Raw genomic sequence first — 14,467 nt, 5'->3', positions numbered from 1 at the left:
CATCGTAGGCTAAAAATTTCAAATTCCCTGAAATGTGCAAAAAGAGAGGATTTAGATTCTATGCAAAGCAGAATCTAACGACTCATAAGCTTTAATATACTCTCCTTGCATGCCTTTCCGTCCAAAATCGCCATAACCTCGCTTGCGATGGGCGTGTAGATATTGTTTTGCTGCGCGATGAGATGAATCGCTCTTGTCGTTTTCACGCCTTCAGCCACTTCGCCAAGATCACGCAAAATCTGCTCGAGTGGCTTGTTTTGCGCCAAGCCAAATCCCACGCGATAATTGCGAGAAAGCTTTGAGCTAGCCGACAAAAACAAATCCCCCGCACCCTCAAGCCCTAAAAATGTATCTATTTTGCCACCAAAATATCGCCCAAAACGTTCCATTTCTATAAGCCCTCTTGCAAGAAGTGCTGCTTTAGCGTTATTCCCAAGCCCCAATCCATCGCAAACCCCGCCAGCAATCGCAATGACATTTTTATACGCTCCAGCTATCTCTGCGCCGATTACATCATCTTTGACATAGGGCTTGATAAATGGCGGAAAAAACTGCGCAAACTCTGTGGCGATGCGCTCATTATCTGAATGGATCGCCACCGCACAAGGCAGAGACTGCTTCACTTCAGAGGCAAAGCTCGGACCGCTTAATATACAAATCTGCTGCGATGGCATGAATTCTTTGGCGATCTGATGCACAAACGCCCCTGTGCCTTCCTCAATCCCCTTACACGCAAAAAGATATTTAGATTCTGCTTTAAGCGGTGCAGATTCAAGCCATTGACGCAAAAACGCCACACTAATGGCAATCACGATAAATTCAGATTCTAGTGCCTCTGCTAGCGAGACTTGTCGCATCGAGACAGCAAGAGAAGTAGAAGAAATAGAGGAAGTAGAAGCAGGAATCAAACTAGAGGATAAAGCAGAATCCAAACTAGAATCTAGCGTAAGCTTCCTTCGTGAAGAAATCAGCACATGATGATTTTGCCCAAATGCAAAGCCTAGCGCGCTCCCCCAAGCTCCGCCTCCACAAACGCTAATCGTGCTCATATCAGTCATGCTCATCATACACTTTGTCAAAAAGTCGCGCTTTGTAGATAAACAATGTAGCGCACAAGCCCATAAGTCCTAAAAATATCATATAGCAAGCGATCCAAAACGGGTGCGCGCTTGAGATCGCAGCACTGACAAAAATCGGAGCAGTGCCTCCAAACACCGCATAAGCGACATTATACGAAAAGCTCAAACCCGAAAAAGCGATCTTGGAAGGAAAAAGCTTGAGCGTGATAATCGGCGCAAGACACGTCACACCGATAAAAATCCCACACACAAAATACAAACTCACGATTAATCCCACATTTGTGATATTTGCCTCATATACAAGCCACAGCAAAACCCCACAACTCACGCTAAGTCCTAGGCTAAATGCACTGCTAGCTTTAATAATCCCGACTTTATCGCAAAACCAGCCAACTAGCACGCAACCACTTGACATTCCAAACACAACAAGCATTTGCAATAACACAATCACAAGCTCGCTTAACTCTAAGTGTTTGCCGACAAATTTTGGCATGGTGAGTGTCATCACCACGACTGCACCAGTGAGAATCCAAGTAAAAATCATACAAATCACAATCGCGCTTTTGTTTCTTGCGATCACTTCTTTGATAGGAAAGTGATGTTGCGCGTTTTGCTCTTTGATTTTGCGGAAAATCGGTGTCTCATCAAGATAACGGCGCAAAAATGCTGAAATAATCCCAAAAATACCGCCCAAAATAAACGGAATCCGAAATGCCCATTCCTCGACTACTTCCGCAGGAAAAGCCAGTCGCACACAAACCGCAACAATCGATCCGAGCAAAATCCCGCCTGCCACAGAAGCGGTTAAAACCCCAATCGCAAAGCCTCTTTTGTGCTTTGGCGTATGCTCACTGACAAAAACCCAAGCACCGGGCAACTCCCCACCAATCGCGATCCCCTGCAAAATCCGCACAAGCAAAAGCGCGATAGGCGCGATATAGCCGATCGTCTCAAATGTCGGCATAACCCCAAGCAAAAATGTCGGAATCACCATAAGCATAATGGAGAGCATAAACATATTTTTGCGTCCGTTTTTGTCCCCAAAATGCGCCATCACAACCCCGCCTAAAGGGCGCGCAAAATATGCCGCTGCAAACAAACCATAAGTATTGATAGTTTTCCAAGTTTCACTCAAAGTCTCTGGAAAAAAATGATACGAAATCGCCGAAGTAAAAAACAAAAAGATGATGAAATCATAAAATTCCAAAGTCCCACCAAGTGATGAAAGCCAAAGCACTTTTATATTATTTTTGTCAAGCTGTTTCATGATACTCCAAAAAGATAAAATTATACATAAAAATCAGAATCTAGGGCTTAAATCATAGAAATTTTTGATTTGAGAATCTATAAACAAATGATTTTTCAACTTTTAAGGAAACTTTCAGGGGGGGGGGTAAAATATTTAATGTGTGTTTAATTGAAACATAATTTTACACATTTTGCTTCACATTTAATAACATCACAAGGAGATTATATGAAAAAGATTGTTTTAAGTTCAATTTTGGCAGTGGCATTAAGCCAAACTTACGCGCTCGCAGAAGAAAGCGGAGCATTTGTGGGTGTAGGCGTGGGCTATGGTGGCACACAGCTCAAAGCAGAAGTAACAGGCGGGCCTACTTATTCATTAAATGGCGGAGGCATCAGTGCAGAAGTAATCGCTGGATACAAGCAATTTTTTACCCCAGAATTTGGCTTGCGCTATTATGCAAACTTTGCTTACAACGACTCACCATTTACAGAAAACGGCGCAACAACTAATGGGATTTTTGTGTTTAATTATGGTGTGAATGTCGATGCGTTGTATAATTTCATCAGCAATGAAACGCTAGATTTTGGCGTATTGCTAGGGCTTGGGCTTGGTGCAAATACTTGGGGTGGTATTGACAATCGCAAACTTAGCACAACAGGCTTTGATTTGGGGCTTAATGTCGGGGTGCGCACATCAATTGCCAAACATCACGGCATAGAAGTGCTAGCTCGCGTGCCATTTATCGCGACAACGCTTTTAAATGAGTCACAAGAAGGCATATCAACCAAATTAAGCATAGCGCGTCAATATAGCGTCGGCGTGCGATATATTTTTAGCTTTTAATTTAGCTTTTGATGATGAAGGCAGAATCTGGAATGAGATTCTACTTTGTGCTAATATTTTTTAGCTTACGATATGGATTCTAGAATCTAAAACTCAAAAAATGGATTGCCACGCAAAATTTGAAAATTTTGCTCGCAATTGAGGGGGCAGGTTTGTCATTGTAAGGACAATAGGACGAAGCAATCTAGTCAAAAATGGATTGCCACGACTTCCTAGCGGAAGCCTCGCAATGACGATTATTTATGTTCATTTCGTCATACTGAGCGCGACAGCGCGAAGTATCCAATCACAAAATCTCGCAATAATGACAAAAAGATTTTAGATTACCACGCCAAATCTGCGATTTATCTCGCAATGACAAGCATTTTAGATTTGCAAAAATTAACGCTTTTTCAATCGTTTTTTGCTACAATGCACCCAAAAATTTAAGGCAAGGCAATTTTATCAAGGCAATTTTATGAACAAAAAAGTGCGAGTAGAAAAGACTATTGACTTATACAAAATCCCACTATCTGCGCCGATTGTGGCACTTGCGGCGTTTGCAGGGCTAATGGTATGGTTTGTAGTCAAAACGGCGGCGTAGGGTTTTTAGGATTTGCAAAATGGTTGCGTTTATTTTGAGATTTACGATGATAGCGAGGTTGTAGTGTGTGTTGCCCCCCTCCTATTAGTTTGTTTGCGTAGATTCGCTTATAGTGTGCTATTTATCGCAGTTATTGCAAATGCGCAAAGTATAAATATAGGCAATTTTTATTATAGGGATTATTTGGACTTTGGGCAAAATAAAGGCGCATTTAGTGGCAATGGTAGCACCACGATAATGGGCAAAGACGGCAAGGAATTTACAATCCCACAAACCCCAAACTTCTCTGCTTCAAGCAATTATGGCTCACTTACTTCTGTGGGGCGTGGCTTTGCGGTAACGGCTAATCATGTTACAAGCCCTGAAAGTGTAGATGAACTTCGACAATGGGGTTTGACAAAATATGATATAGCAAATGAAACCGTAACTGATAGTAAAGGCAACGATATAAACGGCATTTCTAAGCCCTACGGTAGAGATGAAAAATTCCTACGCTTTAATAAATATATTGTAGAGGGGCAAACTTCAATGCTCAATATTGCTAATAGCACCAAACAGGGCGACACCGCAAGCACTGCAAGCGAGACTCAGAATCTAAAGAACTTCAAAGCAGAGCTAGAGAAGCTAAAAGATTCTAGTGGCAATGTGTATATTTATCAAGCAGGTAGCGGGATTATGGACTTGCGCTGGAGCGATAATCCGATTAAAAACATAAACCTACCTCAAGATGGCTCGATGAAAGGCGGGGGATTTGGGATTTTAAACATTGATTCTAGTGGGTATCAAAATCTTGTCCAAGTAGATGCGAGCGGGGATTCTCGCGGGATTTGGTATTTTTACAATCCAAATAGCGATTTTAATAACCGTATAACTTCAGGCGATAGCGGAAGCGGAATCTATGCGTATGATAGCACAAACCAAAAGTGGATTTTGCTAGGCGTAACTTCGCGCGCTACTTCAGGTGTCAATCGCGCCGAAGTGAGCTTTGTCTCAAACAAAGATTTTGTAGATTATCAAAAGAATTTCGAGCAAAAAATTGATTTGCAAAATAAACTTTGGACACTCAATGGCAACGCTTTGGATAATAATACACTATCAGTAGACCAAACAATACAAGGCAATAAGGATATAATCTTTAGTGGTGGTGGAACGATTCAAGTAGAAAAAGATATTGACAGAACACAAAGTGGCTATGCTGGTGGATTCGTGTTTGTGGCTGGAGATACGGCGACTAGCACGAATCCTACGACTTATAAATTTACAAACGCAAACGGCAAAACTCACTCTTTCAAAGGCTCTGGGCTTGATATAGGGCAAAATGTCGTGGTAGAATGGGCTTTGGGGACACAAAAAGGCGATTCGTTGCATAAAATAGGCAAAGGTGAGCTTAAAATCACTGATTCAAAAGGCGACAATGGTACGCTGAAAATCGGCGAGGGCAAGGTTACACTAGATACGAATACAAAGGCTTTTGATAATATTTATATCACAAGCGGACGAGGCGAACTTGCGCTTAAAGCGGGCAAGGCTGAGGCGTTAGGCGCGACAAAAAACGGCACAACTTCGGCAAACACGATAAATTCGGGTGCGACTTCGGCGACTTCTTACACGCTCGCGCAAGATAGCACGGACAAAATGGGCTTTTATTTTGGCAAGGGCGGAGGCAAGTTTGATTTGGCGGGCAACTCGCTAGTGCTTAACACCATAGCCGCAAATGATAGTGGCGCAATTATCACTAGCACTAGCGCGACAAAGGCAACGCTTGAGATTCAAGGCTTGGGGTATGATTCGAGCGGTAATAAAAAAACTACCAAAGAAAACACCATAATCCACGCAAGTATCGGCGACTCCAATTCGACAAATAGTGCGAATCAAGCAAATATCGACATTATCCACAATGGTGATACCAAAAACGATAGTGCACATTTGATTTTTGACGGAAATATTAACACTAGCGGAAAATTAAGCGCAAATAAAACAAATATCGCATTGCAAGGACACGCCACTGCACACGCTACGATTTCTGACGAAACGATTCGCAATCAAATCACAAAAGCCGAACAAGGCACGAGCCAAAAAATGCCTGATTATATGGATTTAAGCAAGCCGTCAACCCTAAATCAACCCGATTGGGATAATCGCACTTTTAAATTGGGTGGCATTGACTTAAAAGGCGCAAATCTTACGCTAGGACGCAATGCGAGTTTAGAATCTAATATCACGCTAGATAATAGCTCCAAAGTCGAGTTTGGCGGTAGCGTAAAGCACTTCATCGACAATAAAGACGGCAAAAATGTAACGGGTAGCGGGTTTAGCTATCAGCAGTTAGTTGAAAGCAACACTTTAAGCGAGGAAATGCAAAAAATCGCAAATGAGACTATACACTACAAAGGCAAAATTACCGCGACAGGTGGCACGATAGAATCGCATATTTTAGATTTTAATGCAAGTTTAGATTTAAAAAATAGTGCGACATTGACAGCGGACTATTTGACTTTGACCGATAAGGATTCGGTGAAACTTGACGGTGCAAGTGCAACAATTCAAAATCTTATTTTAAAAAATGTAAGCGACAATAATCTTAATACGATTTTTACAAATAGTGGTGGGAAACTTAAAGTTGAAAAATCATTTTTGTTTGAGAATACGCAAAATTTTGATTTAAGCAAACTAGATTCAGCACATATTGATAAAACAGAAAATTACGACATTATCGCTGAAAAATCCACCATTACAGGCACAAACAAAGATTTAAGCGCAAATGTTTCGCTTTTTGAGGAAGCGAATCTAACGCTACAAAATCTTACACTAAAAAAGATAGATGATTCAACGCTTAAAAATAGCGTGTATTTGCAGGGCGATAGCAAACAAACGAGCAATACAAAGCTAACTTTGAGTGGCGTTTTAAGAGCAGAAAATTTAGAAAAAGCCACGATTCAGCTATGGGGCAAAAGCGAGATTAGTGCACCAAAAATCACATTTAGTAATGTCAAGGACGGCATTTTGGCACTTGACAAAGATTCAAAACTCACAGGAACAACAGGCACAAATGGCAAAGCAAATGTCGAAGTTAGTGGCACAAATTCTACACTACAAATTGGAATGCTTGGCGATAAAAGTTTTGATATAAACGCACAAGGTGGGAGCAAAATAATCCTTTCGTCATTGCCATTGCAAGATAGCGAAGCGAAAAATCCAAATAGCAAAAATGTGGATTCTTCGCCTACGGCTCAGAATGACAGCGTGGTGGCAAATTTTAGTGGTAAGATTAGCGCGAATAATTCTAGTGTAGTTACCATTGCGCTTGAATCCATTACCGCAAGTGTGGATTTAAGCGGAAGTGCAAATCTTGAGGCAAAAAATATTGAGCTAAAAAACGGCTTTGATTCAATCAAATTAAGCGACACCGCCACGCTTACAGCGCAAACAATCACTGCAAAAAGTGTGGCGAATCTTACTTTGCAACAAAACGGCGGAACGGCAAATATAGGAAAATTTATTTTTGATGGCGGGACTACAACGCTTACGGGCAACCTTATCGGTAGCAATATCGAGCTAAAAAATGCGAGTATTGTAAAAACAAGCGATTTGACATTCAGCAAAAGCGCGAATCTTACGCTTGATGACACTTCAAAATTAGAAGTGGCGAATCTAAATGTCAATGCGAATCTAACGCTAAATTTTGCAGATTCAGCGAAAAATACGGCAAGTTTGCAAAAAATCACTTTAAACAATAACGCGAATCTAAATATTAACGAATGGGATTTTAAAAATACTACGACATTCACAAGCACCGATAATTCACGCGTTAATTTTCAAAATGCCACTTACACACAAAATGGCACTCCAAAGACTATTAGCGCGGATTCCACGATAAGCGGGGTGTTGAGTTTATCAAATGTCGGCAAAGCGCAAACCACGCAAAGCACAACCCCAAACATAAGCACAGATACACGCTTTGAATCGCTAAAATTTGAAAATAAAAATCTATCGTTTGGAGCGGATTCCAAGATAAGTGTGAGTTTTGATTCGAGCGTAAAAAAGAGCGAATCTAGCATAAAAACGGGCGATTATTACAAACTCATAAGCGCGGGGACTATCACGGACAATCGCACGGATAAGCGCATAGATTTTACGAATACGGATTTCTTTGTCGTTAGTAAATTTATCGGCAATACGCTTTATGTAAAATTCCTAGCATCTGCGCCAGATTCCTTTGCCGAGCTAAACAAAAACATTTCCCACGAGCAAAGCCGATATAGCGAGATTTTGGAGGCTTTGATACAGGCAAATCCCAAAGATGATGCCATCGATACTGCCACACGCACCGATAATTACAGCGTCCTAGATAAACGGATTCAAACTATTGATAGCGATTTAAATGAAATAGCACAGGGCAACAAAACGCGTCAAACGCGCAATTTGCTCTTTTCAAATGACCAAACGATAAATACACGCATTTCGCAAGTCCGCCTAGCACAGAGTGGGCGCAATAAGCACTTGCGATTTGCGCAAAATGACACTATGTATCGCATTCAATCCCTAATGCAAGGCGCAGTTAGAAGCGATGCGATGCCTAGCTATGCGCGTGAGCGCGAATTAGACTTGTCAAATAGTGTGTGGCTAAATGTGGGCGGTGGATATTTCGGTGGGGATAGCAAAATGGGCTTTGGTGCGACAAATATCGGCTATGATAGGCTTATTTATGCGGGTAGTAGCGATATTTTGCTTGGTGCAATGTTTGGCTTTGGTGGCTCAAATGCATACACAGGCGATATGACAGATAGCGCGATGTTTTATAATATCGGGCTATATTTGCATAGCATTTTTGATTCGCAGGGTGGAAAATACGGCGGACACGAGATTCAAAGCAATATCAGTTTTAGCATTAACGATAATCACAAAACTATCGAATCTAAAAGTGCGAAAAATACGGCATTTGGGACGCTTTTCGCACTCTATTATAAATACAACTTTATTTTAGCGCAAAATAATACCATTAGCCACGCGCTAAAACCTGTGGTAGTTTTGGCGTTAGGCTACAATCGCAATGGTGCGTTTGAAATCAATGAATACAAGCAGGCAACATATAATAGCGTGAATTTTTCCTATGGGCTTGGCGTGGAATATAATGCCGTGATGAGTGAGAGCTTTTATAGCTTAGCGCTCACGCTAAAAGATATGGCATATAGTGGCGGTGAGCGCGTATTTATGAGTTTAAGCGGAGCACAGAATTTTATCGGCTACAGCCTTGAATCTGCCCCACGATTTAGCGCAGAAATCAATCTCATAGGCTCACATAAGCTAACAGACGCGCTATACTTGCAATATGGAATCGCTGGAATGGTAGATAGTGGCACGAATTATGGTGCAAAAGGCGATATAAAGATTGGGTATAAATTTTGACTTTCACACTAAAATCTACTGATAATAAAGCTCGTGCAGGGCAAATGAATCTATCTCATAGCATTGTGCAAACGCCTATGTTTATGCCTGTGGGGACTTAAAGCCTGTGTCAAGGCACTAGATTTTAATGATTTAGAAAATCTTGGCGCGAAAATCATTTTGGCAAATACTTATCACTTGTATTTGCGTCCAAATGATGAAGTCGTGCGAACGCTAGGCGGACTGCACGGATTTAGCAGATTTAATGGTAGCTTTTTAACCGATAGTGGCGGATTTCAAGCATTTAGCTTGGGCGGGAAACCACGCGAGAATGGCATAGAATTTCGTAGCCACATTGATGGAAGCACTCATTTTTTCACGCCCAAAAAGGTGCTTGACATTCAATATAATCTAAATAGCGACATTATGATGATTTTAGATGATTTAATCCGCCTCCCCGCGGAGCAAAAACGCATTGCAGATTCGATTAAGCGCACGATTGCTTGGGCACACGAATCGCTAGAATATCACGCGACTAGGCGCGAATCTCACCTTTCAAACAATATCTTTGCCATTATTCAAGGGGGCGTAGATTTGGAAGCACGAAAAATCTGCGCTGATTGTTTAGTGGCTATAGAATGCGGCGGAGTGGGATTTGATGGCTTTGCAATCGGCGGACTTGCCGTAGGCGAGGAAAAAAGCGCGATGTATGATACGATTGAATGGACGGCAAATCTTATGCCACGGGGCAAAATCCGCTACCTTATGGGTGTGGGGACGCCAGAGGATTTATTGGAGGGAATCGCGCGTGGCGTGGATATTTTTGACTGCGTTATGCCCACACGAAATGCGCGAAATGGGACGCTTTTCACGCATTTTGGGCGCGTAAATGTGAAATCCAAGCGATTTGCATTAAGTGATTTGCCCATAGATTCGGCGTGTGATTGCTATGCGTGCAAGCATTTTTCGCTAGGCTATATCAATCATCTATTCCGCGCAAATGAGATTTTATTCGCGCGTTTAGCGAGTATTCATAACATTGCGTTTTATTTGGATTTGATGAAATGCGCTAGGGAGGCGATAATCGCGCAAAAATTTGAGGCATTTAAAAATGAGTGGTTAAATGCTTTAAATCAAGTGGATTTGTAGTATAAATTTTAATAGTGCGATTTATTCCCTATACTTCACAAATCCCTTGTCTTTGCCTAATTTTTTATTTTCTTTATTTTTATCCTTGATTTTGGCACTAAAGATTCGCCTCTGATTTGCATCCAAAATCTCATACACGCTCATCATAAACCTATGCTCCGCGTCTATCTTATCAATCGCTAGGCTCTTATCACGCGCAATTTCAGGGGTGTTGTTTTTTAGGGTCGAATCGGCAAAATTTTTCATCATTTTTTCGCTATTTGCTAGAGAATCGCTATACCATTGACGCAGGAATTTATGGTGATTTTTGATTATGCCTTTTATTGCGACTTCCTGCTCTTTGCTAAGATTTAGCATTTGGAGTTCATCATAAATATTTTCCAAAAATCCGCCAAAATGATCCGCATAAAGTGCCACACTCGCCACAAAAACGCATAAAAAAAATTGTGTTTTCAAATACAAACCTTATAAATATAAATGAATTTTTGCGAAATTTTAAGCAAAAATTATCAAATTTTTGTGAATTTTTTTGGGAATTGTTTTGCTTGGGATTTGAATTTGTGCTTTTTGTGAATTAAGATTTAAATATTTGGAATCTTTGAATTATGTTATCACAAATAGTAAAAATTCCGCACAAGATTTAAGTAATTCACATCTAAAAAATGCTTTGGAATATACAACTTCGACTGCCATCTCTGTCATCGATGAAAATGGCGATATTGTTGATAATTCTAAAAGCATTTTAGATTCGTGGAGATTAGATTCTAATAAACAACGCATTGAAACGCTAATCTAAAATCGATTAGATTTTTTACTGCAATCTTTACAGAACGCATTAGAAAAACAGGACGAAGTCGATGAGAAATATTTAAAGCGATTTGCTAAAAATTATGTATTTTATGATAAAAGAAATTGGCTATGGAGTCAATTTTTTATCCGCACAGGACGAATCTAGGTTTAAAAATCTATGTAAAATATATCGTTTTAATAAGAATTTAGCCAAAAATCTTATTAAAGATAGCATTGTGTAGAGCCTAGCGCGGAATCTATCATAGATTCTACGCCAAAAGGCAAACAAATTGACAAAGATTTAAGTCAATCATTGCAAGATTCATTACAAAACACTGAAAATACGCTAGATTCTAATCTAAATAAGTCTGCCTCGCCAAAGCAGACTATTTTAGAATCTAGCAAATCGCGCGGAGATATTGAGTGGCATTCGTAAGCGTTGATTCATCTAAATGGGTGTAGATTTTTGTGGTTTCAACACTAGAATGCCCTAATAATTGCTGTAATAGCAATAAATCATTAGATTCTTTATAAATCAAAGTAGCATAGCTATGCCTTAAAGTGTGTGCACCATTTTTACTTTTTGTAACCGCTATCTGCTTTTACTTTTCACGCAAAGGACCTTAAAGCATAATATATTTGAGCCATTATGCAAACCTTGTGATAATTTTCTAAATCATTATCGCTAAATTATGCAAATTTGCATTATTTTTTTAAATGCTTTAATTTTTTACGCACGATAAAAAATTACATAATCATCGCACTTATGCACTATACAATTATGAAATGCGCAATATTTGCGGCTGCGGCTAAATCCTTTATGCTTATGCCATTTGCGCTTTTAAGTCGCATATAAAGGGCGTTTAGACGAACGGTTTTGGTTTGAAACATTTTTTGAGCCTTATTTAATTTAGAATTTCCTTTAATTTTTTAATCAATAACACCTTTCTAGCCTCGTAAAAATTATCAAAATTTTCAAGCGATAAATCTATGTCAGGGATTAAATGTTTATTCAAAAAGCCTTCTCTATCATTTTTGCAATTTTCTTGCACCCACTGCTCTAATGATTTATCTTGTTTTGATTTATTTTCATTTGCATCAAGCATTTGTAAATTTGGCAAAGAATCATACACTTCAAAAGCCCAATAATTGTAGTTCGCATCTTTTTTATGTTTTGCCTCACCGTTTTTTTTGTATTCCTTATATAAATTTTCAGCGTGCAAATGGTCTTTGTGAAAATTATTGTTTTTATAATCCAAATTTGGATATAAAAACGATAGGATAGCAAATGCCTCCGCACTATTTTTTCTACGCCATATTATCTCATTTTCTAAAAATTCATCATCAATAATTTGATGATATTTAGCTTCTTCTTCGATTGCTTCAAGTGGAAACAAATCTATATTTTTATCGAAATATGCTTCACTATTTTGTTTGAAATCTTTGATAAATGCTTTTCTCATATTTGCTAACACCACGTCGCCACTACCACCAAATGGTTTTAAAATCAACGCCCTTAAAAGCCACCTTTTAATAATCTCTCTATTATTTTTTTGAGATACCGAATCTACAATTTTATTTGTTAAATTTTTATGATAGACAAAATACAAAATGGGTAAGACTGCATTATTTGATGATAAAGTTTTTGCTTCTAATCCAAAACTTTTTAATAGTTTAAAAGTTTCAACGAAACAATCCCTAATGCTTTCCCATTTGGTTTCAATAAATTTTATAAAATTTTTATCAAAGCTATTGATTTGAAACTTGACACTATTGTGAAAGAGATATAAAAATCCTTTCAATATCAAATCCTTGCTAATACTGAAATCTTGATTAATTCTATCAACCAAATTATTTATTTCTGTCCTTGCGTCAAGTTTTTCCCAATTTGCAATAGCAATACTAAACAAAATATCAGAATAATCCAAAGGTTCACCATTTGAATTCACACGAATAAAAATATTTACCGCTTTATCTGGTTTTTGCTCTGTTTCAAGGTAGAAATTGATTTTAGATTCGTCTTTTGTATTAAAAATAAGCGTATGAAAATCACACAATCTTTTGCGCTCATCATCTGTAAAATTGTTCTTTTGTGAAAAATTTATTATATCATTTATGTCTCCTATACTATAAATAGCACTACATTTAAACCATTTTTGCTCTTGTTTTTGCTTGTCTCTATCTTCATATTTATCTATATATATGTCTTGTTCTTTGGTTTCTTTTTTGTCTAGCCACAAAAATTCATACTCCACATTCGGATTTTCAGGCTCTTTGCTTTGAGTAAGATTAAAATACAAACTAGAAATATAAAACCACCTATCATCATTTTCACTTTGCCATTTTGTTTTCCTTATACCCTCATCATAATGCCCAAATAATGCTATATATAAAGAAGTCAAGCGTTGTTGTCCATCTAGCACAGCTTTAAAATCTTTGTGTTGTTTGGTATCTACTAACTCGTTATGCGTGTTGTGTTTTTCTCTATAAAACTTTAAAAAACGATAAAATCTCCAAGCCGTCTTACTCTCATCTCTAACTTCCCAAAAAAGCATTGAGCTTATAGGATAACCCCTCATCAAAGAGTCAAAAAGTTCCTCAATTTGCCAACCCTCCCAAACATATTCTCTTTGAAATGCTGGTAGTAAATACTCGTCATTTCTTATTCTCTGCATTGCCTCATTGATTGTGATTGCTGGTTGAAATCCTGCCATTTTAGTTCCTTTTTAAATTTTTGTATCTCATTTTACTTAAATTTTCTTTAAATTTGCAACTAAAACCAAACTTTCGCAAATTTGCATAAATATAAGCATTTTCCAACAGTTTTATTTACCCATACAAAATTCTTTCAAAATCGTTTTTATGATTTTATCTTAATGTTTGCTGTTGATTGAAAGTAAAAATTCAAGGATTATTTTCACACAATCCTTGAATTTTGATAAAAAATTAGCGTTTAGAGAATCGTGGGCTGCGGTGGGCTTTTCTTTTGCCGTATTTTTTGCGCTCCACGCTTCTGTTGGTAGTCCTTGTATGAGAATCGCGCATTTGTCATTTTTGTGAGTAGCAAATCTTTTAAGGCAAACTTACATTAAGCAAATGATTAGCATTTTTTATCAAATACACGATTCCAAATTCGCTAAAAAAATCATTTGCTTTGAGCGAATCTATAATCCTATCATTTTGTCCCAAAATCACCACGATTTCTACGCCCTTTGAGCGCAAAAATACCAAATCATCGCCTTTAAATTCATATCGCAGACATTGTTCTAAAATGCGCGAATCTAGCAATTCAATCTCACGCAAATAAATCTCATCGCCCTTTTTAAGCCCGATATTTTTATAAAATGCTTTCATATAAAGTGCTTTATTTTTAGCAAACGCCCTAATTTG

Annotated in this window: 12 protein-coding genes and 1 pseudogene; 7 read left to right on the top strand and 6 right to left on the bottom strand. The window is 38.5% G+C overall.

The features are described from left to right. Nucleotides 1-74: 74 nt before the first annotated feature. A complete protein-coding gene (locus DY109_RS05195) occupies nucleotides 75-1,067 on the bottom strand; it encodes an NAD(P)H-dependent glycerol-3-phosphate dehydrogenase (protein ID WP_081714844.1) in 993 nt (330 codons plus the stop codon). After that, the gene (locus DY109_RS05190) at nucleotides 1,051-2,349 is read right to left on the bottom strand and encodes an MFS transporter (protein ID WP_181811358.1); all 1,299 of its coding nucleotides are present in this window, start codon (nucleotides 2,347-2,349) and stop codon (nucleotides 1,051-1,053) included. The genes DY109_RS05195 and DY109_RS05190 overlap by 17 nt, the downstream gene beginning before the upstream one ends. 204 nt (nucleotides 2,350-2,553) lie before the next feature. Here DY109_RS05190 and DY109_RS05185 point away from each other — a divergent pair, with 204 nt between their 5' ends. The 4 genes and pseudogenes from DY109_RS05185 to tgt all read left to right on the top strand — a co-directional run bounded on the left by DY109_RS05185 (nucleotide 2,554) and on the right by tgt (nucleotide 10,288). Continuing rightward, nucleotides 2,554-3,171: an outer membrane beta-barrel protein gene (locus DY109_RS05185; protein ID WP_023946214.1), complete on the top strand. Its 618-nt coding sequence runs from the start codon at nucleotides 2,554-2,556 to the stop codon at nucleotides 3,169-3,171. A 457-nt stretch (nucleotides 3,172-3,628) separates the two neighbouring features. Beyond that, the gene (locus tag DY109_RS12350; RefSeq protein ID WP_023948015.1) at nucleotides 3,629-3,754 is read left to right on the top strand and encodes a hypothetical protein; all 126 of its coding nucleotides are present in this window, start codon (nucleotides 3,629-3,631) and stop codon (nucleotides 3,752-3,754) included. A 63-nt stretch (nucleotides 3,755-3,817) separates the two neighbouring features. Next, nucleotides 3,818-9,160, top strand: a complete 5,343-nt coding sequence (locus tag DY109_RS05180; protein ID WP_342352890.1) for a S6 family peptidase — start codon at nucleotides 3,818-3,820, stop codon at nucleotides 9,158-9,160. Further along, a pseudogene (gene tgt, locus DY109_RS05175) lies at nucleotides 9,157-10,288 on the top strand (tRNA guanosine(34) transglycosylase Tgt). The gene DY109_RS05180 and the pseudogene tgt overlap by 4 nt, the downstream one beginning before the upstream one ends. A 21-nt stretch (nucleotides 10,289-10,309) precedes the next feature. On the opposite strand, the gene DY109_RS05170 reads toward tgt, so the two are convergent. Next, on the bottom strand, nucleotides 10,310-10,744 hold the full coding sequence (locus tag DY109_RS05170) for a hypothetical protein (protein ID WP_034550565.1): 435 nt from the start codon (nucleotides 10,742-10,744) through the stop codon (nucleotides 10,310-10,312). 142 nt (nucleotides 10,745-10,886) lie between these two features. Here DY109_RS05170 and DY109_RS05165 point away from each other — a divergent pair, with 142 nt between their 5' ends. Then, a complete protein-coding gene (locus DY109_RS05165; RefSeq protein ID WP_147291171.1) occupies nucleotides 10,887-11,084 on the top strand; it encodes a hypothetical protein in 198 nt (65 codons plus the stop codon). Nucleotides 11,085-11,390: 306 nt separating this feature from the next. Next, nucleotides 11,391-11,513 carry a hypothetical protein gene (locus DY109_RS12345; RefSeq protein ID WP_023949960.1) on the top strand — a complete coding sequence of 41 codons (123 nt, stop codon included), beginning with the start codon at nucleotides 11,391-11,393 and terminating at the stop codon, nucleotides 11,511-11,513. On the opposite strand, the gene DY109_RS12340 is transcribed toward DY109_RS12345, so the two are convergent. Both DY109_RS12340 and DY109_RS05155 read right to left on the bottom strand, forming a co-directional pair. After that, entirely contained in the window at nucleotides 11,476-11,673 is a 198-nt protein-coding gene (locus DY109_RS12340) for a tyrosine-type recombinase/integrase (protein WP_081714952.1), read from the bottom strand. The genes DY109_RS12345 and DY109_RS12340 overlap by 38 nt on opposite strands. Nucleotides 11,674-11,982: 309 nt before the next feature. Further along, the gene (locus DY109_RS05155; RefSeq protein WP_023949966.1) at nucleotides 11,983-13,791 is read right to left on the bottom strand and encodes a DUF262 domain-containing protein; all 1,809 of its coding nucleotides are present in this window, start codon (nucleotides 13,789-13,791) and stop codon (nucleotides 11,983-11,985) included. A 172-nt stretch (nucleotides 13,792-13,963) separates the two neighbouring features. On the opposite strand from DY109_RS05155, the gene DY109_RS12595 reads away from it, so the two are divergent. Then, nucleotides 13,964-14,137, top strand: a complete 174-nt coding sequence (locus DY109_RS12595; RefSeq protein ID WP_220313938.1) for a hypothetical protein — start codon at nucleotides 13,964-13,966, stop codon at nucleotides 14,135-14,137. Nucleotides 14,138-14,149: 12 nt separating this feature from the next. On the opposite strand, the gene DY109_RS05145 is transcribed toward DY109_RS12595, so the two are convergent. Next, a complete protein-coding gene (locus DY109_RS05145; protein WP_147291170.1) occupies nucleotides 14,150-14,431 on the bottom strand; it encodes a hypothetical protein in 282 nt (93 codons plus the stop codon). Nucleotides 14,432-14,467 lie beyond the last annotated feature (36 nt).

The sequence above is a fragment of the Helicobacter fennelliae genome (assembly GCF_900451005.1).
Classification (GTDB): Bacteria; Campylobacterota; Campylobacteria; order Campylobacterales; family Helicobacteraceae; genus Helicobacter_B; species Helicobacter_B fennelliae.
The sequence above is the reverse complement of the archived record's forward strand: the minus strand, read 5'-3'. Positions and strand labels throughout refer to the sequence as shown.